Source organism: Microvirga sp. 17 mud 1-3 (genome assembly GCF_003151255.1).
Taxonomy (GTDB): Bacteria; Pseudomonadota; Alphaproteobacteria; order Rhizobiales; family Beijerinckiaceae; genus Microvirga.
On record NZ_CP029481.1, the window covers coordinates 3,748,848 to 3,772,500 of the forward strand.

The 23,653-nt window shown below is 64.7% G+C and carries 25 protein-coding genes and 1 pseudogene (1 of these 26 running past the window's edge); 15 read left to right on the plus strand and 11 right to left on the minus strand.

The annotated features are described in order from the left end of the window. Positions 1–4: 4 nt before the first annotated feature. The 5 genes from C4E04_RS17625 (at position 5) to C4E04_RS17645 (ending at position 4,111) form a co-directional block, all read left to right on the plus strand. On the plus strand, positions 5–940 hold the full coding sequence (locus tag C4E04_RS17625; protein ID WP_109599509.1) for a metal ABC transporter substrate-binding protein: 936 nt from the start codon (positions 5–7) through the stop codon (positions 938–940). 146 nt (positions 941–1,086) lie between these two features. Further along, positions 1,087–2,049, plus strand: a complete 963-nt coding sequence (locus C4E04_RS17630) for a GTP-binding protein (protein ID WP_109599511.1) — start codon at positions 1,087–1,089, stop codon at positions 2,047–2,049. Positions 2,050–2,295: 246 nt separating this feature from the next. After that, positions 2,296–3,300 (plus strand): WD40 repeat domain-containing protein, encoded by a 1,005-nt coding sequence (locus C4E04_RS17635; protein WP_109599513.1) that lies wholly within the window; start codon positions 2,296–2,298, stop codon positions 3,298–3,300. Between the two features lie 77 nt (positions 3,301–3,377). Next, positions 3,378–3,584 carry a hypothetical protein gene (locus tag C4E04_RS17640; RefSeq protein ID WP_245416143.1) on the plus strand — a complete coding sequence of 69 codons (207 nt, stop codon included), beginning with the start codon at positions 3,378–3,380 and terminating at the stop codon, positions 3,582–3,584. A gap of 11 nt (positions 3,585–3,595) precedes the next feature. Then, positions 3,596–4,111, plus strand: coding sequence for a DUF2937 family protein (locus C4E04_RS17645; RefSeq protein ID WP_109599517.1), 516 nt, complete (start codon positions 3,596–3,598; stop codon positions 4,109–4,111). Here the strand turns inward: C4E04_RS17645 and C4E04_RS17650 are convergent, their stop codons facing one another. The 4 genes from C4E04_RS17650 to C4E04_RS17665 form a co-directional block, all read right to left on the minus strand. Continuing rightward, positions 4,112–4,450: a hypothetical protein gene (locus C4E04_RS17650; RefSeq protein WP_109599519.1), complete on the minus strand. Its 339-nt coding sequence runs from the start codon at positions 4,448–4,450 to the stop codon at positions 4,112–4,114. It abuts the gene before it with no gap. 57 nt (positions 4,451–4,507) lie between these two features. After that, positions 4,508–5,938, minus strand: a complete 1,431-nt coding sequence (locus tag C4E04_RS17655) for a homospermidine synthase (protein WP_109599521.1) — start codon at positions 5,936–5,938, stop codon at positions 4,508–4,510. A gap of 109 nt (positions 5,939–6,047) precedes the next feature. Further along, on the minus strand, positions 6,048–6,620 hold the full coding sequence (locus tag C4E04_RS17660; RefSeq protein ID WP_109599523.1) for a GNAT family N-acetyltransferase: 573 nt from the start codon (positions 6,618–6,620) through the stop codon (positions 6,048–6,050). 186 nt (positions 6,621–6,806) lie between these two features. Beyond that, positions 6,807–7,961, minus strand: a complete 1,155-nt coding sequence (locus tag C4E04_RS17665) for a type III PLP-dependent enzyme (RefSeq protein ID WP_109599526.1) — start codon at positions 7,959–7,961, stop codon at positions 6,807–6,809. 644 nt (positions 7,962–8,605) lie between these two features. On the opposite strand from C4E04_RS17665, the gene C4E04_RS17670 reads away from it, so the two are divergent. From C4E04_RS17670 to C4E04_RS17700, 7 genes are all read left to right on the plus strand, one after another. Next, a complete protein-coding gene (locus tag C4E04_RS17670) occupies positions 8,606–10,159 on the plus strand; it encodes a glucan biosynthesis protein (protein WP_109599528.1) in 1,554 nt (517 codons plus the stop codon). Positions 10,160–10,290: 131 nt separating this feature from the next. After that, a complete protein-coding gene (locus tag C4E04_RS17675; RefSeq protein WP_245416144.1) occupies positions 10,291–11,286 on the plus strand; it encodes an ABC transporter substrate-binding protein in 996 nt (331 codons plus the stop codon). Positions 11,287–11,318: 32 nt separating this feature from the next. Then, positions 11,319–12,098 (plus strand): ABC transporter ATP-binding protein, encoded by a 780-nt coding sequence (locus C4E04_RS17680; protein WP_109599532.1) that lies wholly within the window; start codon positions 11,319–11,321, stop codon positions 12,096–12,098. A 2-nt stretch (positions 12,099–12,100) separates the two neighbouring features. Continuing rightward, positions 12,101–12,952: an ABC transporter permease gene (locus tag C4E04_RS17685; protein WP_109599534.1), complete on the plus strand. Its 852-nt coding sequence runs from the start codon at positions 12,101–12,103 to the stop codon at positions 12,950–12,952. A 110-nt stretch (positions 12,953–13,062) separates the two neighbouring features. Next, the gene (locus C4E04_RS17690) at positions 13,063–13,590 is read left to right on the plus strand and encodes a MarR family winged helix-turn-helix transcriptional regulator (RefSeq protein ID WP_245416145.1); all 528 of its coding nucleotides are present in this window, start codon (positions 13,063–13,065) and stop codon (positions 13,588–13,590) included. A gap of 109 nt (positions 13,591–13,699) precedes the next feature. Continuing rightward, positions 13,700–14,005, plus strand: coding sequence for a TfoX/Sxy family protein (locus C4E04_RS17695; RefSeq protein ID WP_109599538.1), 306 nt, complete (start codon positions 13,700–13,702; stop codon positions 14,003–14,005). A gap of 21 nt (positions 14,006–14,026) precedes the next feature. Then, positions 14,027–14,998: a 2-hydroxyacid dehydrogenase gene (locus tag C4E04_RS17700; protein ID WP_109599541.1), complete on the plus strand. Its 972-nt coding sequence runs from the start codon at positions 14,027–14,029 to the stop codon at positions 14,996–14,998. A gap of 9 nt (positions 14,999–15,007) precedes the next feature. Here the strand turns inward: C4E04_RS17700 and C4E04_RS21500 are convergent, their stop codons facing one another. Together C4E04_RS21500 and C4E04_RS21760 are read right to left on the minus strand one after the other, a co-directional pair. Then, positions 15,008–15,412, minus strand: coding sequence for a helix-turn-helix transcriptional regulator (locus tag C4E04_RS21500; protein ID WP_245416146.1), 405 nt, complete (start codon positions 15,410–15,412; stop codon positions 15,008–15,010). A 39-nt stretch (positions 15,413–15,451) separates the two neighbouring features. Beyond that, positions 15,452–15,766, minus strand: a pseudogene (locus tag C4E04_RS21760) (hypothetical protein); the annotation flags it as partial. Here C4E04_RS21760 and C4E04_RS21505 point away from each other — a divergent pair. Together C4E04_RS21505 and C4E04_RS21000 are read left to right on the plus strand one after the other, a co-directional pair. Continuing rightward, positions 15,665–16,264, plus strand: coding sequence for a hypothetical protein (locus C4E04_RS21505; RefSeq protein ID WP_245416147.1), 600 nt, complete (start codon positions 15,665–15,667; stop codon positions 16,262–16,264). The pseudogene C4E04_RS21760 and the gene C4E04_RS21505 sit on opposite strands and share 102 nt — an antisense overlap. A gap of 168 nt (positions 16,265–16,432) precedes the next feature. After that, entirely contained in the window at positions 16,433–16,786 is a 354-nt protein-coding gene (locus tag C4E04_RS21000) for a hypothetical protein (protein WP_162559451.1), read from the plus strand. A 29-nt stretch (positions 16,787–16,815) separates the two neighbouring features. On the opposite strand, the gene C4E04_RS17720 is transcribed toward C4E04_RS21000, so the two are convergent. Together C4E04_RS17720 and C4E04_RS17725 are read right to left on the minus strand one after the other, a co-directional pair. Then, complete coding sequence (locus C4E04_RS17720) at positions 16,816–17,562, minus strand: SDR family oxidoreductase (RefSeq protein ID WP_109599556.1); 747 nt, start codon at positions 17,560–17,562, stop codon at positions 16,816–16,818. Positions 17,563–17,589: 27 nt separating this feature from the next. Beyond that, a complete protein-coding gene (locus tag C4E04_RS17725) occupies positions 17,590–19,395 on the minus strand; it encodes an IlvD/Edd family dehydratase (protein WP_109599557.1) in 1,806 nt (601 codons plus the stop codon). 243 nt (positions 19,396–19,638) lie between these two features. Here C4E04_RS17725 and C4E04_RS17730 point away from each other — a divergent pair, with 243 nt between their 5' ends. Continuing rightward, complete coding sequence (locus tag C4E04_RS17730) at positions 19,639–20,238, plus strand: hypothetical protein (RefSeq protein ID WP_162559452.1); 600 nt, start codon at positions 19,639–19,641, stop codon at positions 20,236–20,238. A gap of 43 nt (positions 20,239–20,281) precedes the next feature. Here C4E04_RS17730 and C4E04_RS17735 read toward each other — a convergent pair whose 3' ends face one another. The 3 genes from C4E04_RS17735 to C4E04_RS17745 all read right to left on the minus strand — a co-directional run. Next, positions 20,282–21,079, minus strand: a complete 798-nt coding sequence (locus tag C4E04_RS17735; protein ID WP_109599559.1) for a tellurite resistance TerB family protein — start codon at positions 21,077–21,079, stop codon at positions 20,282–20,284. A 61-nt stretch (positions 21,080–21,140) separates the two neighbouring features. Next, on the minus strand, positions 21,141–21,785 hold the full coding sequence (gene eda, locus C4E04_RS17740) for a bifunctional 4-hydroxy-2-oxoglutarate aldolase/2-dehydro-3-deoxy-phosphogluconate aldolase (RefSeq protein ID WP_109599560.1): 645 nt from the start codon (positions 21,783–21,785) through the stop codon (positions 21,141–21,143). 56 nt (positions 21,786–21,841) lie between these two features. Beyond that, positions 21,842–23,653, minus strand: the 3' portion of a protein-coding gene (locus C4E04_RS17745; protein ID WP_245416148.1) for a TRAP transporter permease. It continues 381 nt past the right edge of the window; only the last 1,812 of its 2,193 coding nucleotides appear in the window; its start codon lies off the right edge, out of view; the stop codon is at positions 21,842–21,844.

Here is a 23,653-nt window from a genome sequence, read left to right on the forward strand (position 1 = left end):
GCCTATGCTGACGAGACGACACGCCCTTTCACTCCTGGCCGGAACGCTCGCGCTCACGGCCCTGCCCGGCTCAGGACAGGCCCAGACCGGCGGCAAGCTCGACGTGGTGGCGACCTTCTCGATCCTGGGCGATCTGGTGAAGGAGGTCGGGGGCGAGCGCGTCTCGGTTACAACCCTCGTCGGCCCCAATGGCGATGCTCATGTCTACGCCCCCTCCCCGGCGGATGCGCGGCGCCTCGTGGACGCCAAGGTGGTGTTCGTCAACGGCCTCAAGTTCGAAGGCTGGATCGACCGGCTCATCGCCTCCTCTGGCACGAAGGCCGCCGTGGTGGAGGCTGCGAAGGGCATCACACCGGTCAAAGGCGAGGGGGAAGGGCACGATCATGGTTCCGACCACGGACACGACCATGGCGGGCTCGATCCTCACGCCTGGCAGAACGTCGCCAATGCCAAGGTCTACGTGACCAATATCCGGGATGCCCTGACGGCGGCCGACCCCGCCGGGAAGGCCGCCTACGAGGCGCAGGCCGCTGCCTATCTCGCCCGGCTGGATGCCCTCGACACGGAGATCAAGGAGATCGTCGCCCGCATCCCGAAGGAGCGGCGCCGGATCATCACGTCGCACGACGCCTTCCGGTATTTCCAGGAGGCCTACGGCATCGTCTTCGTCGCGCCGCAGGGGGTCTCGACGGACGCGGAGGCCTCCGCCAAGGATGTGGCCAAGATCATCCGCCAGATCAGGCGCGAGAAGGTCAAGGCCATCTTCGTCGAGAATGTCTCGGACCCGCGCCTCATGGAGCGGATTGCCCAGGAGACCGGCGCCCGGATCGGCGAGCGCGTCTTTTCCGATGCGCTCTCGGGGCCCGAGGGGCCGGCCGGCACTTACATTGAGATGATGCGACACAATATAAGAGCCTTCAGCACGGCCCTCTCGAGCTGAAGCCACCCTCCCCTCGCGGGAAGGGCGGATCGCTCGCGATCCGGGGCGGAGCCGCAGCGCGACCTCGCCCAGCCTGGCATTTCCACCCCTCGGCCTGAAGGCCGATCTTTCCCTCTCGGGAAGGACTACAATCTGCGGACCATCCGATGACCGACAAGATTCCCGTTACCGTTCTCACAGGCTATCTCGGCGCCGGAAAGACGACGCTCCTCAACCGCATCCTGACCGAGCCGCACGGCAAGAAATACGCCGTCATCGTCAACGAATTCGGCGAGATCGGCATCGACAACGAGCTCGTCGTCGGCGCCGACGAAGAAGTGTTCGAGATGAACAACGGGTGCATCTGCTGCACGGTGCGCGGCGACCTGATCCGCATCCTCGACGGCCTGATGAAACGGAAGGGCAAGTTCGACGCCATCATCGTCGAGACCACCGGCCTCGCGGACCCCGCGCCCGTGGCCCAGACCTTCTTCATGGACCAGGACGTGTCCGACACGGCCCGGCTCGACGCGGTCGTGACGGTGGCGGATGCCAAGTGGCTGGCCGACCGGCTCAAGGATGCGCCCGAGGCCAAGAACCAGATCGCCTTCGCGGACGTGATCATCCTCAACAAGACAGATCTCGTGACGCCCGAGGAGCTCGACGCCGTCGAGGCCCGCATCCGCTCCATCAATCCCTATGCGAAGGTGCACCGGACCCAGAACTGCGCCATTCCGATCAGCGAAGTGCTCGACCGCAAGGCCTTCGACCTCGACCGGATCATCGAGCTCGAACCCGACTTCCTCGAGGAGGGCCATCACCACCATCACGACGAGGACATGCAGTCCATCTCGGTGCGTGTGGACGGCGAGGTCGATCCGGAGAAGTTCATGCCCTGGATCTCGAACCTGACCCAGGTGGAAGGCCCCAACATCCTGCGCTGCAAGGGCATCGTGGCCTTCCCGAACGAGCCGAAGCGCTTCGTCTTCCAGGGCGTCCACATGATCCTCGACGGGGATGTGCAGGGCGACTGGAAGCCGGGCGAGAAGCGCGATTCCAAGGTCGTCTTCATCGGCCGCGACCTGAACGAGAAGGCGATCCGCGAAGGCTTCCTCGCCTGCGCAGTCTGAGGAACCTTACTCCGTCATTCCGGGACAGCGCGAAGCGCTGGGCCCGGAACCCATAACCGCTGACGATGCAGGATAAGGCGCAACGGTTATCGCAGCTCTTTCTCCTGAAACGCAGGTGGTTATGGGTTCCGGGCTCGCCTACGGCGCCCCGGAATGACGACAGAGGCGCGCTGTCCCGGAATGACCGCGAGTTCTTGCCTCCCCTCCGCCAATCTATGCTATCGCTCCGGCGAAAGGATCGCGCTGATGACCGCTGGAACCGCTCCGTCTCTCACCCAGAACATCGTCCCCGTCGAGGCGGGAGCGCATGTCACGGCCCTCGGCTGGCTGAAGGGCACCGCGGCATTCGCCCTCGGTGACGGAGGCGTGCTGCTGGCGAAGGACGGTGAGACCCATCGTGTCGAGGCGCATCCGGATGCCGGCGTGCTTGTGGCCGTCAGCGACGGCGAGCGGCTGCTCTCGGGCGGCGACGACGGCCGCGTGGCTGTGACGGGCGCCGACGGCTCTACTCGGACTCTTGCGGAGACGAAAGGCGCCTGGATCGATTCGCTCGCCATCTCGTCCAGCGGCGCCTTCGCGTATGGCGCTGGGCGCCGGGTGACGGCGCGGGACGACAAGGGTCGCGAGAAGGTGCTGGAGGTTGCATCCACGGCCCGCGGCCTCGCCTTTGCGCCCAAGGGCTATCGGCTCGCCATCGCCCATTACAATGGCGCCACCCTGTGGTTCCCCAATGTGGAGGCCAAGCCCGAGCAGCTCGAATGGAAGGGCTCGCATCTCGACGTGACCTGGTCTCCCGACGCGCGGTTCGTCGTCACGTCCATGCAGGAAAACGCCCTGCACGGCTGGCGTCTCCTGCCCGACAAGGGGCACATGCGCATGAGCGGCTATCCGTCGAAGACGCGCTCCCTGACTTGGTCCCATGACGGCAAGTGGCTCGCCACCTCGGGCGCCGAAGCGGCCATCATCTGGCCCTTCGAGTCCAAGGAAGGCCCCATGGGCAAGGCGCCGCGGGAATGCGGCGTGCGCCCGGCCAAGGTCAGCCGGGTGGCGTTTCATCCCAACGCCTATGTGCTCGCGGTCGGCTACGAGGATGGCTGCATCCTGCTGATCCGCCTCGCCGACGCCTCGGAACTGCTGGTGCGTCCCGCCGTGCAGGGCAGCGGCATCACGGCTATGGCTTGGGACAAGGCCGGCCGGCACCTCGCCTTCGGCTGCGAGGACGGGCAGGCTGGAATCCTGACCCTCCCCTGACGCCCTTGGCCCGGCTCGGCGCATTCCTCCGGCGTGCTCTCGGTCCGCCAAGGCCCGACCGGGAAGCGATTGCACGCGTGAAAGCCCTGGTCGCTGCGGCCCGTCCCTTCCCGCCCGATACTGCCTTCGCGGTGAACGAGATCGCCTGCACGGACCCGGCCTGCCCGGGCATCGAGACCGTTATCCTGATCATAGAGCCGGGCGCGAAGACCCGCGCCTGCAAGATTCCCAAGCCCCTGGACGAGGTCATGGAACAAGATATCGTCGAGGCGCTTGGTTCCTAGGGAGGGGGCTCTTGTTCAGGATCGCGCGCATCGTGGCTTTCGGCTTCGGCCTCCTGGGCGGGGTCCTGGCCTCGCAGGTGCCTGAATTTTCCCAGCAATATCGTCAGCGCCTCGGCGGCTCCATCGACGAGCTGACCCGGCTCCTCCAGCGTTTCGATGCGGATGCCCGAAGCAACGGCGAGAGCCGGGAGGGCGCCATCCTGCGCCTACGCGGCAATGCGGACGACCTCGTGAGCCGCCAGGGCGTCGCCATGCAGGCCAATGCGGAGCGCCTCTCGCGCCTCGAAACCCATCGCCGGGAGATGATCTCGGCCGGCCCCTTCGGGCGGATGGCCCTCATGGCGCGGGACGGCGACACGGACGTGCTTGAGGCGACCTATCAGGATTTCGAGCCCGCCGTGCCGGTGACCGAGGAAGGGATCGTCGCGGGCGGTCTCGGCTTCGTGACGGCCTGGGGCTGCCTGCTTGTCCTGGCCGGATTCATCCGCAGCCTGAGGCGGCCCCGGGCCCGCCCTGCGCGCGCCTGATCAGGCGGCGGTCTCGGGCTTTCCGGCGAGCACCACGTAGAAGCCGAGACCGTCCTGCGCCGGAAGGGTCTGCAGGCGGTCGATCCAGCCGCGTTTCTTGGCATCGAGCAGCGCCTTGCCGACAGGCTGGAACAGGGTCTCGCCGCCGCCCTCGGGCGGCGGAGCGAGGCGGATCGCGACGGCCCGGCTCTGGGCGAATCTGCTGCGCTCCAGCAGATCCTGGATGGAGCGCAGGGCCTTTTCGCGGGAGGCACTCCTCAGGTCGAGCACGGCCTGGGCATCCACGATCCCCAGCGAGCCACGAAGCTTGTCGGCATAGAAAGGCTCGAAATGGGGCATCGCTCGGTCTCCGCCCTCACCCCCGGCCGTCGCGACCGGGGGTGAGGGCCTGTCTTCTTATCGTACCAGAACGTTCCGGAACTGCCACGGATCCGACGTGTCGATATCCTCAGGGAAGAAGCCGGGACGGTCCGCGAGGGGCGTCCAATCCGTGTAGACGCCCACGACCGGGCCGAGATAGGGCATCTGCACCTCGAGGCAGCGGCGGAAGTCGATGTCGTCCGCCTCCACGATGCCGGCCTCCGGATTCTCCAGAGCCCAGACCATGCCGGCGAGCACCGCGGAGGTCACCTGAAGGCCGGTGGCGTTCTGATAGGGCGCGATGAGCCGCGTCTCGTCGATGGAGAGCTGCGAGCCGTACCAATAGGCGTTCTTGGCGTGCCCGTAGAGCAGGACGCCCAGCTCGTCGATGCCGTCGACGATCTCACTCTCGGTAAGAATGTGGAACTTGTCCTGCGCCTTGCCGGCCTGGCCGAACATCTCGTGGAGCGACAGCACCGCCTCGTTGCACGGATGATAGGCATAGTGGCAAGTCGGCCGGTAGACGACCTTGTCCCCCTCGCGCACGGTGAAGAAATCCGCGATCGAGATCGACTCGTTGTGCGTCACCAGGAAGCCGTATTGCGGGCCCGGGGTCGGGCACCAGGAGCGCACCCGCGTATTGGCGCCGGGCTGGAGCAGGTAGATCGCCGACTGGCAGCCCGTCTCGTGGGTGTGGGCATTCTCGGGCATCCAGGTCTCGTGGGTGCCCCAGCCGAGTTCGGACGGCTGCAGGCCTTCCGACACGAAGCCTTCCACCGACCAGGTGTTCACGAAGACGCCCATAGGCTTCTCGGAGGTGGCGCGCTGGGTGTCGCGCTCGGCGATGTGGATGCCCTTCACGCCGACGCGCTGCATGAGCCGGGCCCATTCCTCGCGGGATTTCGGCTCCTCATGCTCGATGTTCATGTCCTTGGCGAGGTTCAGAAGCGCCTGCTTCACGAACCAGGACACCATGCCCGGATTGGCGCCACAGCAGGACACGGCCGTCGTGCCGCCGGGGCTCTTGCGGCGCGCGTCGAGGATCCGCTCGCGCAGGGCATAGTTGGTGCGCGCGGCCGGTCCGGCATCCTTGTCGAAATAGAAGCCAGCCCAGGGCTCGGCCACCGTATCGATATAGAGCGCGCCGACCTCGCGGCAGAGCTCCAGGATGTCCCGCGAGGAAGTGTCGACCGAGAGGTTCACGCAGAAGCCCTGCCCGCCGCCTTCCGTCAGAAGGGGCTGCAGGAGGTGGCGATAGTTCTCGGGCGACAGGCCCTGGTGGACGAACCGGATCCCGCGCTCGTCCAGGATCTTGCGGTCGGCATCGTTCGGATCGATGACCACGAAGCGGCTCCGGTCGAACTCGAAGTGGCGCTCGATCAGGGGCAGCATGCCTTTGCCGATCGAGCCGAAGCCGATCATCACGATCGGGCCGGTGATGCGGCCATGGACGGGCCAGTTGGTCATCGATGTTACTCCTTCGCCGGAATGCCGACGGGTTGGGGGTTGATCGGTGGCAAACGAAAGCGCGCCGCACCATTCCTTCCGGTGCGGCGCGCGTCAACTCCTGAGGGATTTATGCGGCGCGGTTGAAGCCCGGCAGAGTGCCCTGGGCGGCCGCGGCGGCGAGCGCCGCGAGATCCGGCTTCTCCTCCAGGCGGCCCGTGGCCGAGACGAGGCCCTGGGCGCCCTCGAGGGCTCCCGCCTGCAGCTCCAGCGCCAGGAAGCGGCCGCGCTCGTAAGGCCCGGGCAGCCAGAGGGAGCCGGTCTTGTCGGTCGAGAAGCCGAAGCGCGCGTAATAGGGCGCATCGCCCACCAGCAGGACGGCTTTGTGGTCGCGGCGGGAGGAGCGGGTCAGAGCCTCGTTCATGAGCTTCGCTCCAAGGCCGAGGCCCTGCAGAGCCGGGTCAATGGCGATCGGGCCGAGCATCAGCGCCGGCCGGTTCGGACCGGCCGAGACATGCCACAGGCGCACGGTGCCGACGATTCGCTCCTCCTGCTCGATGACAAGGGCAAGGCCCTCGGCCGGCAGGCGGCCCTCGCGCAGACGCTCGCAGGTCTTCTGGAAACGCTCGGGACCGAAGCAGGTATCGAGCAGCGCTTCGCGCGCCTCGACGTCGCGGTGGATTTCCTCGCGGATCGTGATCATGGCCGTGGCCTCCCGGGATGGGGGTGAGCGACAGCCCTCGCACCTGCCGACAGCATCGGACGCAGACGCGGATGCCGGTTTTGCGGTCATCCGATGCGCCCGACGACGCCTATAGGCAGGCCGTCCGGGACAACTCTTTTCAGGGGTTGGTGCCTGCCTCGCGGTTCGAGGCAGGCGGGACGTGAGTTAGATCACGTAGGACTTGAGCGGCGGGAAGCCGTTGAACGCGACCGCCGAATAGGTGGTCGTGTAGGCGCCCGTGCCCTCGATCAGCACCTTGTCGCCGATCTCCAGCGAGACGGGGAGCGGGTAAGGCTCCTTCTCGTAGAGAACGTCCGCGGAGTCACAGGTCGGGCCTGCGAGCACGCACGGCACCTTGCGGTCGTGGTCACGCTCGCTGCGGATCGGGTAGCGGATCGACTCGTCCATCGTCTCGGCGAGACCGCCGAACTTACCGATGTCGAGATAGACCCAGCGCACCTCCTCCTCATCCTGGCTCTTCTTCGAGATGAGGACGACCTCGGCCTCGATGATGCCTGCATTGCCGACCATGCCGCGGCCCGGCTCGATGATCGTTTCGGGCAGGCGGTTGCCGAAGTGCTTCGAGAGCGCCCGGAAGATCGACTCGCCGTAGGCTTCCACCTGCGGGATCGACTTCAGGTACTTCGTCGGGAAACCGCCGCCCAGGTTGACCATCGACAGGTGGATACCGCGCGCCGCGCATTCCCGGAAGATCCCGGACGCGGAGGCGAGCGCCTGGTCCCAGGCTTCCGTGTTGCGCTGCTGCGAGCCCACATGGAACGAGACGCCGTAGGCCTCGAGACCATGACGATAGGCATGCTCCAGCACGTCCACGGCCATCTCGGGAACGCAGCCGAACTTGCGCGACAGGGGCCATTCGGCGCCCGCGCCGTCGCAGAGGATGCGGCAGAACACCTGCACGTCGGACGACGGCACGCCGACCAGAGCGGCCGCACGCACGATCTTCTCCACCTCGGCCTCGCAATCGACCGCGAAGAGGCGCACGCCGAGCTCGAGAGCCCGCGCGATGTCGCGCTCCTTCTTGATCGTGTTGCCGAAGGAGATCCGCTCGGGCGTCGCGCCAGCCTCGAGGGCGAGCTGGATTTCGACCACCGAAGCCGTGTCGAAGCACGAACCGAGCTGGGCGAGAGCCTTCAGCACCTCAGGCGCAGGATTGGCCTTCACGGCGTAGAACACGCGCGTGTCGGGGAGCGCACGGGCAAATTTCGAGTAGTTGTCGCGGACCACGTCGAGATCGACGACCACGCACGGGCCATCCTCACGTCGGTTGCGCAGGAATTCACGAATGCGCTCAGTCATGGCGCTCTCCCCACCAAAGGTTCAATGGAGGTCTTCAAGCCTCCGGATTGAAGTTCAGACGTCGTGGGCTCCTCGCATGGCGAGGTCCTGCGCGTCCGGCGTCAGCGAGGGAAGGTCACATCCCGCGTCGTGCGATGGAGACACGATGAGCGGCGATGGGCTCTTCACCCGACGATGCTGCCTTGGATTGGATGGGGAATTCCCGTCCGCACGCCTGGCAATGATAAACAAGCCTCTTCGGTGCCGACCTTTGGAGGGCCGGCGAGACCAAAAAAGCCCGTTCGTCGTTGCTTTAAGTCACGTCCCCCGTTGAGAACGAGGTACGCCGGTTTCGCCTCCGGCTGCCGGTTAGGGGTTTCGAGAGCTAGGTCGCTCTCGGGCGGCTGTCCGGCCTCTTGTCCGGATGCCCACCAACCGGCACGCGACCACAGGCACGTGCGAAATTGGGCAAGCAGTGAAATAGGCTCATCGGACCCGGATCACAAGACCTTTTTAGCCCTCTCGGAGGATTTTTTTGACCCTCTGCGATACCCTTCAGACCCCTGCGACCGTTCAGCTTTTATTAAGCGGAACAGGTGGACGGAGAGAGGTCCGGCCCCATCTCCGGTTTTCCCTTCTCCAGACCGAGCAAGACAGTCCCCTCCATGACGAATCTCACGCGCCGAATCATTCTCCAGAGCCTCCTCGCCAGCGTCGCCCTTCCGGCCCTGGCGCAGCAGGGCGGGGTCCCGGCGCCTACCCCGTTCCGCTTCGAGGACGTGGTCCGCCGTGCCCGGGAACTGGCGGCCGCGCCCTACGAGCCTATGGCGCAGCAGCTGCCCGAGCCTCTGAACCGGCTGAGCTTCGACGATTACCGGGACATCCGATTCCGCCCCGAGAAGGCGCTCCTGGCGTCCAGCGGCGGCCCCTTCCGCCTGCAGCTGTTCCATCTCGGCTTCCTCTACCAGCGCCCCGTGACGGTGAACATTCTGCGGGACGGGGTGCCGACGCCGATCCCCTACCAGAAGGAGCTGTTCGACTACGGGCACAACAAGATCGACAAGCCCCTGCCGGTCAATCTGGGCTTTGCGGGCTTCCGCCTGCACTATCCGCTCAACAGCCCCAAGGTCTTCGACGAGGTCATCGCCTTCCTGGGCGCCAGCTATTTCCGCTTCCTGGGGGCGGACCAGAAGTATGGCGCCTCGGCCAGGGGCCTGGCCATCAACGTGGAAGGCGGCGAGGCGGAGGAATTCCCGCATTTCCGGGAGTTCTGGATCGACATGCCGAAGCCTGACAGCGACCAGGCGACGATCTATGCCCTTCTCGACAGCCCCTCCGTGGCCGGCGCCTACCGGTTCGTCCTCTACCCGTCGAAGGAAACGACCCTCGACGTGACCGCGACCCTGTTTCCTCGCCGGACCCTTACCAATGTGGGCCTCGCCCCCCTCACGTCCATGTTCTTCGAGGGCGAGAGCGAGCGTAAGCGCACGGACGACTTCCGGCCCGAACTGCACGATTCGGACGGCCTGCTCATGCAGTCCGGCGCCGGCGAGTGGATCTGGCGGCCGCTCCGCAATCCGACCAGCAAGACCATTTCGTCCTTCAGCGACAAGAATCCGCGAGGGTTCGGCCTGATGCAGCGCGACCGGGTGTTCGAGAACTACCAGGATCTCGAGACCTATTATCACAAGCGGCCGAGCTACTGGGTCGAGCCGGTGGGCGAATGGGGCGAGGGCCGGGTGGAGCTCGTCGAGATCCCGACCCCCGACGAGACCCACGACAACATCGTCGCCTACTGGGAGCCGAGCCGCCCCCTCGAAGCCGGGCAGGAGGTGACGGTGAACTACCGGCTGCGGGCGCTCACCAACTCGAACGGCATGCATCCAGGCGGTAAGGCCATCAACACATTCCAGTCGCCGGCCCGCAACAGCGGTTCCAACAGCCCGAGCGACCCGACCCACCGCCGCTTCCTCATCGATTTCGCCGGCGGCGACCTAGACTATTACCTGGCCGATCCTGCGCAGGTGCAGCTCATCCCTACCACGTCCGCCGGAACCATCACCCACACCTTCGTGGTGCCGAACGAGCACACGAAGGGTTTCCGCGTCGCCATCGACGTCAAGCTGGAACCGGGCCAGTCCACGGACCTGCGAGCTTTCCTACGGGCAGGCGGCAAGACGCTCACGGAAACCTGGACCTATCCCTGGTCCGTGGAGTGAGGACCGTCTCCCGGTCTTGCCAAGCTTGCCGGCTCCCTGCACAGAAGGCGCCGCGGGCGCATTCGTCGTCTTTTGCAGGGAATGTGCTGTCGTTAGGCTGACCGGTGGATGGAATGACGATGAAAACGTGGATGGCTCTGTCACTGGTCGCGGGACTGAGCCTGGCCCCGGCGACCGCGCGGGCTCAAGCTCCGCTCACTGAGGTGACCTTCGGCACCAACTGGCTCGCGCAGGCGGAGCACGGGGGCTATTATCAGGCCCTTGCCGACGGCACCTATGAGAAATACGGCCTCAAGGTCACGATCGTCCCGGGCGGCCCACGGGCCAACAACCGGATGCTGATGACCGTCGGCAAGCTCGACTTCTACATGGGCGGCAGCCTGATCCAGGCCTTCTCGGCCGTGGAGAAGGACATTCCCACCCTCGTGGTCGCGGCCCATTTCCAGAAGGAGCCGCAGGTCCTCCTGAGCCATCCGGGCCAGGGGCTCGACACATTCGAATCCCTGAAGTCCTCGAACGACATCCTGCTCTCGAAGGACGGCTTCGCGACCTTCTTCCAATGGATGAAAGCCGAATACGGCTTCAGGGACGAGCAGGTGAAGCCTTTCGGGTTCACGCCTGCGCCCTTCATCGCCAATCCCCGGGCGGTCCAGCAGGGCTATGCCACGGCCGAGCCTCTCGTGATCGAGAAGGCGGCGGGTTTCAAACCCAACGTCTTCCTGCTCGCCGATTACGGCTTCAGCACCTACTCGACCACGGTCGAGACGCGCCGCGAGACGGTTGAGAAGAACCCGGACCTCGTGCAGCGCTTCGTCGATGCCTCGACCATCGGCTGGTACAATTATCTCTACGGCGACAACGCAAAGGCCAACGCGCTCATCAAGCGCGACAACCCGGAGATGACGGACGAGCTGATCGCCTATTCGATCGCCAAGATGAAGGAATACGGCATCGCGGATTCAGGTGACACCGCCACCCTCGGCATCGGCGCCATGACCGATGCGCGGATGAAGGATTTCTTCGACAAGATGGTGAAGGCCGGCCTCTTCAAGGCGGATCTCGACTACAGGAAGGCCTATACGCTCCACTTCGTGAACAAGGGCGTGGGCCTGGATCTCAGGAAATAGGAGGCCGGTGCCGCTCCGGTTCGGCCGCGCCGATGGTAGATCCTGCTCTCCCCCTCGTTGCCCTGAACGGCGTGACCAAGGTCTTCGCCAACGGTCTCACGGCCCTGGCGGATTTCTCACTCCAGGTCCTCGAGGGCGAATGCGTGACCTTGCTCGGCCCCTCGGGCTGCGGCAAGTCCACGGCCCTACGGCTCCTGGCTGGGCTGACGGCGCCGACGCAGGGCAGTGTCACGTGGCCCGGCTCCGCACTCAGCGACCACCGCCATGAGATCGGCTTCGTGTTCCAGGACCCGACCCTCATGCCCTGGGCGGACGTGGCCGACAACGTCTGGATGCCCCTACGCCTGCGCGGCGTCTCCAAGCGCGAGGCCGGGGACCGAATTACTGAGAGCCTGACCCGCGTCGGCCTGGAGGACTTCGCCCGCGCCTATCCGCGTGAATTGTCGGGCGGAATGCGGATGCGGGTGTCCATCGCCCGCGCCCTGGCGCTGAAGCCCAGGCTGCTTTTGATGGACGAGCCCTTCGGTGCGCTTGACGAAATCACGCGGTTTCGCCTCAACGACGATCTTCTGCGCCTGAAGCGGGAGCTCGGCTGCACCATCGTGTTCGTGACCCATTCGGTCTTCGAAAGCGTTTATCTGGCCGATCGGGTCGTCGTCATGTCGGCCCGGCCGGGCACCGCCGTTGCCGACATCCGCATCGGGGCCCCGGCCGGGCGCGACATGGATTTCCGCACGAGCCATCGCTACGCCGAACTGTGCCGGGATGTTTCCAATGCCCTTGCAGGCGCTGTTCCGGACGGAGCCCTTTAGCCATGGCTCGCTCGCCTTCACAGCCCGCCGCCTCGGGACGGCCCTCCGGGCTCCTCAGGATCGTCCTGCCGCTTGTGGTCATCGCGGCCGCCGTCATGGCCTGGGAATTCTCCGTGCGACTTGCAAGCATCCCTCCCTACATTCTGCCGGCGCCGAGCCTGGTCGCCCGCACCATCGTGGCGGACTGGCCCCTCCTCTCGGCCTCGCTCCTCGTGACCCTTCGCACGACGGCCCTCGGCCTCCTCCTGGCCGTCGCGGGCGGCGTGGCGCTGGCCGTGCTCTTCAGCCTGTCCCGGATCGTCGAATATTCCCTCTATCCCTTCGCGGTCGCCATGCAGGTGACGCCGGTGATCGCCATCGCGCCCCTGCTCCTCATCTACATGCCCCAGGAGACGGCCGTCCTCGCCTGCGCCTGGATCGTCGCGTTCTTTCCCATTCTCTCCAACACCATGCTCGGCCTCCAATCGGTGGATCGCGGCCTCCTCGAGCTCTTCGCCCTCTACGGCGCGCCACCCGCGACCGGATGGGCGGCACGTCTGAGATCCCGGATCAAGATCCTCTGGTATCTGCGCCGGCCGGCGGCCTTGCCGGCCTTCCTGGCGGGCCTGCGCATCGCCGTGGGGCTCTCGCTCATCGGGGCGGTCGTAGCCGAGATGGCCGCAGGCTCGGCAGGAGCGGGCTCCGGCCTCGCCTTCAGGATCGTCGAGAGCCAATACCGCCTCAACATCCCGCGCCTGTTCGCGGCCCTGACGCTTCTGGCCGCCACCGGCATCGGGCTGTTCCTCCTCGCGGCGGCCTTATCACGCAGGCTTCTGCGTCACTGGCACGACAGCGCCCTTGTTTCGGAACCCTGATCCCTCGTAGGATCCGGCATCGCGCCCGTCGATGATATGAATGTGTCATCGAACCGTCATGAGTTCCGCTCATGGTGGCGACGCCAAAGCTTCGAACGGCGGGGAATGGGATGGATACCGATATCAAGCATCCGGGCGTGAAGAGCGTCGGGTGGGCCCTGGTTCAGGCGGCGCGGCTCCATCGCAGCCGCACGGGAGACAAGCTCTCGGAACTCGGCCTTTTCGCCGGGCAGGAGCAGGTCCTGCAGGCCCTGGCCCATTCGGGCCCGATGACCATGGGCGACCTGGCGCTGATTCTGCGCGTGCGTCCGCCCACCGCCTCCAAGACCATCTCGCGGCTCTCGTCCCTGAAGCTGGTGGAGCGCCACACGGAGCCGGGCGATGCCCGCGTCGTGCGGGTCAAGCTGACCCGTGAGGGCAAGAAGAAGGCCGCCGCGATCAATGCCCTGTGGGACGAGGTCGAGAACGAGTTGCTGTCCGGGTTCGACAACAAGGACCGCAAGCGCCTACGCAAGCTCCTGCGTCGGGCAGCCAAGAATCTCGCCGATATCACCGGCGCCGATCCGAGCAGCTTCGACGGAGACGACGAGGGTGACGAACTCACGCTCATGGACGAGCCGGCCGTCGCGACAGCCTGATATCCCCGACAGAATGCGCTTTGCATCAGCAGCAGGCTTATCGGCGGTCGCGGTCCGGCGCACCATGAGCTATCGTGCGTGACAACAAGTCCACACGGGGGCCTTCGCCATGGACCGGGTTCCGGTCAGCACTCTTTCGGGCATCGGAGCCGTGACGCAGAAGCGGCTGGAGGAAGCCGGGATCGGTACCGTGGCGGATCTGCGCGCACTTGGATCGGTCGAGGCCTATCGGCGCCTCCGATTCATGTCGCCGCGCCAAGTGTCCCTGAACGCTCTTTATGCTTTGGAGGCGGCCCTGCGGGGATGCCACTGGCTCGACCTGCCATCCTCGGTTAAGACCGTTCTTCAGCAGGAAGCCACTGCGATAGACGAGGCGCTGCGTCGGGGCCTGTCCCCACGCTGCCGCCGCGACTGAGCTCAGCGAACGGGACCAGCCATGACCAGGACGGATATTCTGATGACGGGGCGGATGCTGCCGAGCGTCGTCGAGGCGCTGAATGAGCGCTTTACCCTGCATCGCATGTGGGAGGCGCCCGATCGGGACGCGTTCCTGCGCGAGATCGGTCCCCGCATTCGCGGCATCGCTACGAGCACCATGACCGGTCGCGCCGATGCAGCCTTCCTGGAGTACTTTCCAAAGCTGGAAATCATCGCCAGCTTTGGCGTCGGCTACGACAACGTGGATGCGCACGAGGCGGCCAGACGCGGCATTCTCGTCACGAACACGCCCGACGTGCTCAACGACGAGGTCGCCGACCTCACCATCGGCCTTCTGATCGCCACCTTGCGTCGCATTCCCCAGGCCGACCGCTATCTTCGAGACGGCAAATGGCTGGAGGCGCCCTTCCCCCTGTCGCCCAGCCTGCGGAGCCGCAAGGTCGGCATCGTGGGATTGGGGCGGATCGGAAAGGCCATTGCCCGGCGCCTCGAAGGCTTCGGGGTCGAGATCGTCTATCACGGCCGGACGCGGCAGGAGAATGCTCCCTATGCGTATCACGGATCGCTCGTCGACATGGCACAGGCGGTCGATGTGCTGATCGCGATCACGCCGGGCGGCGCCGGCACACGGCACATGATCGATGGCGAGGTTCTGAAGGCTCTTGGACCCAGCGGGGTCCTCATCAACGTTGCCCGCGGCAGCGTCGTGGACGAGCAGGCACTGATAGAGGCCCTACGCGAGGGCACCATTCTGGCTGCTGGCCTCGATGTCTTCGAGGACGAGCCGCGTGTGCCGCAGGCCCTGATCGACATGGACAATGTGGTGCTGCTGCCGCACATCGCATCCGGATCGGTCCATACCCGGAAGGCCATGGGCCAGCTCGTCGTTGACAATCTCGTATCATGGTTTTCGGGGAAAGGACCCCTTACGCCCGTGCCCGAAACGCCTTATCGGCAAGGGGCCCTCTGACCCGGATCCTCACGCCTTCTTCAGCAAGGTGTGGCTCGGCGTGACACCGAAGGCCCGTTTGTAGAGGGTGCCGAACTCGCCCATATGGCTGAAGCCGTAGGCGAGCGCGATCTCCGTCACCATCTCGGCCGAAGGGTCCGCCATAAGCAGAGCCTCGTGAACGCGGCGCAACCGAACATGACGCAGAAAGTTCATCGGCGTCGTGTCCCGGTATTTTCGAAAACCGTTCTGCAGGCTTCGCGCGCTGATGCCCGCATGAGCCGCAATATCGGCAGTCGAAAGCGGTTCGGCAAAATGCGCCTCGATAAAAGCTTCGGCTCGCTTCACGTAAAACGGTGCCGCCGCCGATTGCGGGCGAAGCAACGCATCTGAGTAATTGCTCTCATGCCCCAGCAACAGCGTGGTCAGAAGCATCTGCTCGAGCTGGTGCCGAACGTCAGGCACATTCCGGACAAGCGAATACGGATTGCCGAACTCCGATGCGGCATAGTGAACGGCGCGCAGCCACGTCTGGCCCGCTGCACTGTCGAGGTCGAAATCTGTCTTGAAGAGAAGCGCCTGGTCCAGATCTCTTCCGAGAAGTTTCGCACAATGCTCGGCGATCCCTCCATATGAGAGCACGAGCGCCCGGGTCTCGCAGTCATCCTGAAACTGCAGGCTGCGCGAATGGTCGGAATTGAAGACGACACCGGATCGGTGGTCGAACTCCGCCTCATTTCGCCCGAGAAGGAGCTGACCGCTCCCCTTGTTCGTTGTGACGAAAGAGATGTTGCGTGTCTCGTCATCGGCGCCAACGGGGGAGAAGTGAAGGTCGACCCCGCGGCTGAGCCTGATATCCAGAACGCCGACCTTGGCGGTTCCCTGGAAGGCGAATGCCCCTCCGGCCTCTCCTCGCTTCGTGAGAGGAACCACCTTTTCGGCTGCGATGAATCCCCGAGCACCTGCTCCATCTCGCCGTGGTCGTTCATGCGGATCTCCCCTCCGCCCAAGAGACCTGCGGCCGGACAGGCAAAATCCACTGGGCGGTGGATGGGTCGCGCTGGGGGCGACAAGAATGCGGCAGCGGATCTACTCATCGAGAACTCCTGCATTGGCCAGCCGATGGACACCACCATCGATCCGGCGATCCACCCCTGTGCCCTGCCGGGCAATTTTCACCATGCCGGCGGCAAGGCCCCTTGGATGGAAGGCAGGAACGCGAAAAACGAAGCCTCGGAACACCAAGCCCCCTTCCGTTCCGCCACATCACTCAGCGGAACCATATAACCCATCAAAAAACTACGATTTCTGCGCAATTCCGACAAGTCGTGCGGCTTTCCGATTTTCGTAGGGGGAGGTGGGTGTCACTCTTTCCATGCTGAGAGCTAGACATCCATTGATGGTTTCTTGGCGGGGACTAACAAGACGTCGCAAGCTTATTGGTTGTACACGGAAATGACCACGAACTCTGACAGCGTCATTCTTTCGAATACCTGCGGTGCGGCACAGATTATCGACGCCGAGCGCTCGGCTTATTTCTCTCAAAAGTCAGCTTTAAACATAATATCACGCTATTTTCGTCAGCAATTTCACTTGAACCGCGGCCAGCTTCTGCATCGTTTCGGACGTTATGACGATGCAGCGCAGGAATTTCGCACCATCCTGCGCATGGATTGGCGCCATGAGGAAGCGGCCCGATGGATCGACCGCACGGAACAGGCCAAGTATGAAAAGCGGGGCCCTGTGCATATAAGCCGCTCCAAGCCCTGCCTCGCCAGCGCTCTGTTCCTGTCCTTTTTTCTCGGCTGACGCTTCGCAGCGCGTCCGCGCGGCGCGCTTCAGAGCGCGAAGCCGCCGTCTACCAGGTGGATCTGCCCTGTCGTGTAGCTTGCCTCGTCGGACGCAAGATAGACCGCAAGCTCGGCTACCTCTTGCGGTGTCCCGAGCCGGCCCATGGGTTGCCGGTCAATGAAGGCCTGGCGCACGGCCTCGACGCTCTGCCCGGAGCTTTCGGCGAGTCCCCTGATGCGCTCGTCGAGGGACGGTGACTGGATGGTTCCAGGACAGATGGCATTGGCGCGGATCCCGCGCCGGATGAAATCCGCCGCAACGGCCTTGGTCAGCCCGATCACCGCAGCCTTGGTCGTGCCGTAAACGTAGCGGTTCGGAATTCCCCGCACCGACGAGGCCCCCGAGGCGATGTTGACGATCGCGCCGCCGCCTCTGTCGAGCATGGCAGGCAGGACGGCCCGGATCGTGCGATGCATGGACTTCACGTTGAGGTCGAAGGAGAAGTCCCAGTCCTGCTCCGAGCAATCGAGCACGGTCCCGTGATGCACAAAACCGGCTGCATTGACGAGAATGTCGAGAGGGCCGGTCTCCCGCACCAATTCCACCACGGCATTCGTGGACAGAACGTCGAGGGCGCGGCACTGCGCACCCTCCAGGCCCTCCAGCTTCTCGGGCGTGAGGTCGGTAGCCCAGACCTGCGCTCCCTCGCGCAGGAAGGCCTCGGCAATGGCGCGGCCGATCCCCTGCCCGGCCGCCGTGACAAGAGCCGTCTTTCCTGCAAGCCTGCCTGTCATGCTGCCCCCGAGGATTCCGTTGCCGGTCTAGTGGTTGTCCCGCGGCGTGTATTTTTGCGCAACGCGCTGGAATTTCACCGCCGGTTTGAGGGTCATGCCCTCGGAGAGCTGGTCGACCATCGCCCGCTGGATCTCCTGCCAGGGTGTCTGGCTTTCCGGATAGGGATAGCCGCCCTTCTCCCGCAGCTCCGTGCGGCGGCGCTGCATCTCCTCGCCGGAGATCAGGATGTCGGCGCTGCGCTTGTTCAGGTCGATGCGGATGCGATCGCCCGTCTGCAGCAGGGCAAGCCCCCCGCCGATGGCCGCCTCCGGCGAGGCGTTGAGGATCGACGGTGTCCCGGACGTGCCCGATTGCCGGCCATCGCCGATGCAAGGCAGGGAGAGCACGCCTTTCTTGATCAGGGCGCCCGGCGGCTGCATGTTCACCACCTCGGCCGCGCCGGGATAGCCTACCGGGCCGGCGCCGCGCATGATCAGGATCGTATGCTCGTCGATGTGGAGGGACGGGTCGTCGATCCGGTGGTGGTAATCCTCCGGCCCGTCGAAGACGACGACGGGCCCCTCGAAGGCATTCGGGTCCTGCGGATTATTGAGATACCGGTCGCGGAATTCCTCGCTGATCACGCTCGTCTTCATGATGGCGGAATCGAACAGGTTGCCTTTGAGGTTCAGGAAGCCTGCCTGCTCCTTCAGCGGATTGTCGTAGCTGCGGATCACATCCCTGTCCCAGCTGAACTTGCCGCGGCAATTCTCGCCCATCGTAGTGCCCATGCATGTCAGGGCATTCTCGTGGATCTTGCCGGCGCCGATCAGCTCGGCCATGACGGCCGGGAGGCCGCCTGCGCGGAAATACTCCTCGCCGAGATATTCACCCGCCGGCTGCACGTTGACCAGGAGCGGAATGTCGAAGCCGACGCGCTCCCAGTCGTCGCAATCGAGCGGCACGCCGATATGCTTCGCCAAGGCGTTCAGGTGGATGGGCGCGTTCGTCGAGCCCCCGATGGCCGCATTGGCCACGATGGCGTTCTCGAACGCCTCACGGGTCAGAATGTCGGAGGGCCTGAGATCCTCCCACACCATCTCGACAATACGCTTGCCGGTCTCGTAGGCCGTCTGGCCGCGCTCCCGGTAGGGCGCCGGGATCGCGGCTGAACCCGGTAGGGACATGCCGAGCGCCTCAGCCAGGGCATTCATGGTCGAGGCCGTGCCCATGGTGTTGCAATGGCCGACGGACGGGGCAGAGGAACCGACGATATCCATGAACTGCTGGTAGTCGATATCGCCCGCCGCGTGACGCTCCCGGGCTTTCCAGACGACGGTGCCCGAGCCGGTTCGCTCCCCATGGAACCACCCGTTGAGCATTGGGCCGACATTGAGCGAAATGGCCGGAATGTTGACCGTCGCGGCCGCCATGAGGCAGGCAGGTGTCGTCTTGTCGCAACCGGTGAGCAGCACGACGCCATCGAGCGGATAGCCGAACAGGACCTCCACCAGCGACAGATAGGCCAGGTTGCGGTCAAGGCAGGCCGTGGGCCGCTTGCCGGTTTCCTGAATGGGGTGGCACGGGAACTCGAAGGCCACGCCTCCCGCCTCGGTGATGCCGTCCCGCACACGCTTGGCAAGCTCGAGATGGTGCCTGTTGCAGGGGGACAGGTCGGAGCCCGTCTGAGCGATGCCGATGATCGGCCGCTTGCCCTGCAGCTCCTGCCGCGTCAGGCCGAAATTGAGATAGCGCTCGAGATAGAGCGCCGTCATGCCGGGATTGTCCGGATTGTCGAACCACAAGCGTGAGCGAAGCTGATCAGGGGTCAGTCGTCTCGGCTTCTCGGCCATGGGCTCGTCCTTTCCATTCTCGTCCGTGGGGCGAATTTGACCCGCTGCCGCTCAGGAAATCAACTGCCCGAAGAGCGCCCTTCCCGGCTTTCCCTGCATAACAGGCCTCACGGGAACATGGCCGCTTTTTCCACAGGCGTCCGGCTGTGAACTTTCGTCCGGCCATACCCCAAGCCCCCACCTTCATTGTAATATTATCCAAAATGAGGCTTGGACGGCTTTTGAGGATCTTCGGACATGGCCATGCCGTATCGCATTCTGATGTTTGTCTTGGCTTTTCTGCCCACCGCACGGGCCGCAGCTCAGGAATGCCCCACAGCCCAGTCGGCAAAAGCTGGCTTTGTGCTCGAACGCCAAGGTATGCAGGCGGAAGTCAGGCAGACATCCGAGAATTTCGTCCATGTGGTCAATACGTATCCGGGCGGAACGAAGCAGGACGTGATCTATTACCGGGGCCTGTTCGAGATCAGCCGCTTCGACAAGGTTGCCCGCCGCTTCAACGTGCCTCTGACCGATCTCCGGTCGATCTTTCCTCTCGACAGCAAGTCCCGCCGCGCTGTTACTTTCGCGCCCGCGGATCCTGGAAAGGTAGGCGCTCCGATTTCCCAGGAGATGACGGTAGTCGGGCAGGAAAACCTGCAGCTTGGGCACTGCACTTATCCCGTCCTGACCATCCGCAACCGTTTCATGAATGCAGAGGGACGCGTCCTCTCCGAGCACACGGATTTCTATTCCGCCGATCTCGGTTTCGTCCTAGGCAAGCGCTACGACGAGAAGGGCGGCCGACAGACCACGATGCTCTATCAAAGCATCCGTCCTCTCAGCCGCTCAGCCCCTCTTTGAGACCGCGGTTCCTCGCTGATGGGGCAATTCGGGCTCGCACCGCCTAGCGGACTGCGGCGATCGTCTCCTCGATCTGGACCTTGAGCTTCGGCTCGAGGTCGAGTGCTTCGGCAAGCTGGCGCAGAAACTCATGCTCCTGGAGCGTGTCGGGGTCGATGGCAAGAAGAGCCGCAGCATAAACCTGCGCCGCCTTCTCGGGATCCTCCACGCCATCCGCGATCTCGTCGACCGTGACGGGCGATTCCATTTCGCGGTCGAGCCAGCGGGTCGCCTCCGGGTCGATGCCCGCCTCCGTCAGACCGCGGACGATACGGGTGCGCTCGATCTCATCGATCTGCCCGTCTGCCGCCGCTGCAGCCACCATAGTGCGCAAAAAGCGCATTGCGTCATCTTCGGTCTGGGAAACGGGATGGAATCGGGAGGTCTGAGGCAGCTCGACCAGGTCCCGGTCCTCCTCGTCGGCAGGTGCGGTGTCCTGAGTTCCTTCTGCCATCGCCGAAACGGGCTTTATCGAGGCCTTGCTCTGATAAGCCCTGTAGGCAAGACCGCCGATGACCGCGAGGCCTCCCAGCGTGGCAATGCGGCCCGAAATGCCGCCTCTTTTGCGTCGACCGAACATGAGGCCCGCGAGACCAAGCAGGGCTGCCTGTGTCAAAGTCGGGTGGCGAGCCGTGAGGTCACGGGCCTTATCGAGGGCCGGCCGGAGGGAATCGCCTAGGTTCTGCGTCGCATCAGCTGATGCCGCCCCTCCGGGATGAGTGGTCGAGGAGTTTTTCTGCGCCCCTTCTGATCGCGCCAGGGCTCCTACGACAGCATCCAGGAGCTTGCGGTAATCGACCATGCGGATCTCCCCTTCGTTGTGGCCAAGGACAAGGACACAACGGAGACACCCGCCGAATGGTTCAGGTTGCCGGCCGAAGGGCTGCGGCCGCGGCGGCCAGTTCCCTGATCCGGGCGAAATCCCCTTTGCGAAGAGCCTCCGCGGGTGCGACCCACGTGCCGCCGACGCATGGAACATTGGTCAGGGACAGATAGGCCGGAGCGCTCGACGGATCGATGCCTCCGGTCGGGCAGAACGAAAGCTTCGGCAGCGGGCCCTGGACGGATTTCAACCAGGGCGCGCCGCCCGAAACGGAAGCCGGAAAGAACTTGAGGATCTCGAAGCCCAGCTCCGCCAGGGCCATGGCCTCTGACACCGTAGCGCAGCCGGGCATTACGGGGATCTCTGCCTCGCTCAGGCGTTCAGCCAGCCTTGTCGACGTGCCGGGCGTGACGATGAATTTGGCGCCCGCATCGACAACCTCGCCGATCTGGCTCTCGGACAGAACCGTACCGGCGGCGACGACTGCCTCCGGCACCGCCTTGGCGACTGCCGCAATGGCATCGAGCGCGGCAGGAGTCCGCAAGGTGATCTCGACCACCGGAAGGCCGGCGCCGACGAGGGCCTGCGCCAGATCGATGCTCGCGCGCGCATCCTCGATCGTCACCACAGGGATCACGGGCGCCAGCCGCACATAGGTCCGCAGGGCTTCGGTCTTGGCTTTCATGAGAGCATCCTGGCTGGGTCGGGAACAGGGGCGCGAACGCTGATCCGCGCCCGCACTCAGGCAGGCACAGGTTGTCGCTGCGCCCGTGAACGGACAAGCTGCGCGATCAACACAGGACTTGCAAGGGCGAGGCCGATCAATGTCATCGTCATTTGCGGTGCGATGATCGGCAGGGCCGCGATCCCGGCAAGCCAGCGCTCCCAGGCCCGCATCGGCGCCAGGGCGTAGCCCGTAAAGGCCGCTGAGAGGAGCACGATACCGATCATGCAGCCGCCGACGACGAAGAAGAAGCTGGGCCAGGTGAATTCCGGCGTCACGATCAGCATGGCAGGCCCGTAGACGAAGACGAAGGGCACCAGCGCCTTGCCGAGTCCAAGGCGGAACGCCGTATTTCCGGTCTTGAACGGGTCGGCACCCGCCATGCTCGCGCCCGCATAGGCCGCGAGCGCCACCGGTGGCGTGATGTCTGCGAGCACCCCGTAATAGAACACGAAGAAATGCGCCACGATGGGCGCGACGCCCAGCAGTCCGAGAGCAGGCGCCGCAACCGTGACCATGATGATGTAGTTCGCGGTCGTCGGCACGCCGCAGCCGAGCAGGATGCACACGAAGGCAGTCATCAGCAGGGTGAAGAACAGCGTCATGCCCTTCAGGTCGAAGAGGGCAGCCGGCAGGTATTCGCCGAGACCCTGTGCGATCTGGGCCGCGAGCGACGTCACGATGAACGAGATCTTGAAGCCGACGCCCGTGAGCGTGACGACGCCGACGATGATACCCACCGTTGCGGCCGCCGCGCCGACGCCGATGGCATATTTCGCTCCCACCACGAAAGCGTCGACGAGATCGATCACCTTCGCCTTTCCGGCATCACTCTGCAGCCAGGTCCAGACTATGAGCCCGAGCACGATCGCGAAGATCGGAATGATGAACGTAAGGCTAGTGAGGATGCCGAACGCGACGGCTCCAATGATGGCCGCCAGGAAGCCGAGGGTCAGGGCCGGGATCCGCACTGTGCCGATCAGGACGCAGGCCGTGATGCCCCAGAAGGCTGCCAGATAGGGTGTGAAGCCTGAGAACAGAACGATCAGGAGAACCGCGAGCGGCATGATCGATTGCCAGCCTTCGCGCAGCACCTGGAGAGGATTCGGGAGTTCCTCAGCGGTCATGCCGCGCATCCCGGAGCGGCGGGCCTCGAAATGGACCTGCATGAACACGCCGAAGAAATGCATCATTGCCGGCACGATGGCCGCGAGAATCACGGTCTGGTAGGAGACGTTGAGGAACTCGACCATCAGGAAGGCGGCCGCGCCCATGATCGGCGGGGTGATCTGCCCGCCCGTCGATGCGGTGGATTCGACGGCCGCCGCAAAGTAGCGCGGATAACCGAGGCGGATCATGGCCGGGATGGTCAGCGATCCCACCGTGACCGTGTTGGCGATGGAGGATCCCGAGATCATTCCGAACAGGGCCGAGCCGAAGATCGAGACCTTCGCGGGGCCGCCTGCGTAGCGGCCCGCAAGGCAGGACGCGAGATCGATAAAGAGCTTGCCCAGTCCCACGCGCGTCGCGAGAACGCCGAAGAGAACATAATGGAAGACGTAGGTCGCCACCACGCCGAGCGCGATGCCGTAGATGCCCTGGCTCGTCAGGTAAAGGTGGTTGACGATGTTGGACCAGGAAGCGCCGGGATGCGTGAAGATCCCCGGCATCGAGGGCCCGAAATAGGCATAGAGCATCAGCAGGATGGAGATGAACGGCAAGGGCCAGCCGACCGAGCGGCGCACGGCCTCGAGCAGGGCGACGATCAGGATCGTCCCCATCACCACATCCGTCGTGGTGGGATTCCCGACGCGGAAAGCGAGTTCGTT

Coding starts and splice junctions, on each gene's coding strand:
- C4E04_RS17625 (WP_109599509.1), top strand. CDS start 5: ATGCTGACGAGACGACACGCCCTTTCACTCCTGGCCGGAACGCTCGCG.
- C4E04_RS17630 (WP_109599511.1), top strand. CDS start 1,087: ATGACCGACAAGATTCCCGTTACCGTTCTCACAGGCTATCTCGGCGCC.
- C4E04_RS17635 (WP_109599513.1), top strand. CDS start 2,296: ATGACCGCTGGAACCGCTCCGTCTCTCACCCAGAACATCGTCCCCGTC.
- C4E04_RS17650 (WP_109599519.1), bottom strand. CDS start 4,450: ATGCCCCATTTCGAGCCTTTCTATGCCGACAAGCTTCGTGGCTCGCTG.
- C4E04_RS17655 (WP_109599521.1), bottom strand. CDS start 5,938: ATGACCAACTGGCCCGTCCATGGCCGCATCACCGGCCCGATCGTGATG.
- C4E04_RS17660 (WP_109599523.1), bottom strand. CDS start 6,620: ATGATCACGATCCGCGAGGAAATCCACCGCGACGTCGAGGCGCGCGAA.
- C4E04_RS17665 (WP_109599526.1), bottom strand. CDS start 7,961: ATGACTGAGCGCATTCGTGAATTCCTGCGCAACCGACGTGAGGATGGC.
- C4E04_RS17670 (WP_109599528.1), top strand. CDS start 8,606: ATGACGAATCTCACGCGCCGAATCATTCTCCAGAGCCTCCTCGCCAGC.
- C4E04_RS17675 (WP_245416144.1), top strand. CDS start 10,291: ATGGCTCTGTCACTGGTCGCGGGACTGAGCCTGGCCCCGGCGACCGCG.
- C4E04_RS17680 (WP_109599532.1), top strand. CDS start 11,319: ATGGTAGATCCTGCTCTCCCCCTCGTTGCCCTGAACGGCGTGACCAAG.
- C4E04_RS17685 (WP_109599534.1), top strand. CDS start 12,101: ATGGCTCGCTCGCCTTCACAGCCCGCCGCCTCGGGACGGCCCTCCGGG.
- C4E04_RS17690 (WP_245416145.1), top strand. CDS start 13,063: ATGGATACCGATATCAAGCATCCGGGCGTGAAGAGCGTCGGGTGGGCC.
- C4E04_RS17695 (WP_109599538.1), top strand. CDS start 13,700: ATGGACCGGGTTCCGGTCAGCACTCTTTCGGGCATCGGAGCCGTGACG.
- C4E04_RS17700 (WP_109599541.1), top strand. CDS start 14,027: ATGACCAGGACGGATATTCTGATGACGGGGCGGATGCTGCCGAGCGTC.
- C4E04_RS21500 (WP_245416146.1), bottom strand. CDS start 15,412: ATGCTTCTGACCACGCTGTTGCTGGGGCATGAGAGCAATTACTCAGAT.
- C4E04_RS21505 (WP_245416147.1), top strand. CDS start 15,665: ATGGTCGGAATTGAAGACGACACCGGATCGGTGGTCGAACTCCGCCTC.
- C4E04_RS21000 (WP_162559451.1), top strand. CDS start 16,433: ATGACCACGAACTCTGACAGCGTCATTCTTTCGAATACCTGCGGTGCG.
- C4E04_RS17720 (WP_109599556.1), bottom strand. CDS start 17,562: ATGACAGGCAGGCTTGCAGGAAAGACGGCTCTTGTCACGGCGGCCGGG.
- C4E04_RS17725 (WP_109599557.1), bottom strand. CDS start 19,395: ATGGCCGAGAAGCCGAGACGACTGACCCCTGATCAGCTTCGCTCACGC.
- C4E04_RS17730 (WP_162559452.1), top strand. CDS start 19,639: ATGCCGTATCGCATTCTGATGTTTGTCTTGGCTTTTCTGCCCACCGCA.
- C4E04_RS17735 (WP_109599559.1), bottom strand. CDS start 21,079: ATGGTCGATTACCGCAAGCTCCTGGATGCTGTCGTAGGAGCCCTGGCG.
- eda (WP_109599560.1), bottom strand. CDS start 21,785: ATGAAAGCCAAGACCGAAGCCCTGCGGACCTATGTGCGGCTGGCGCCC.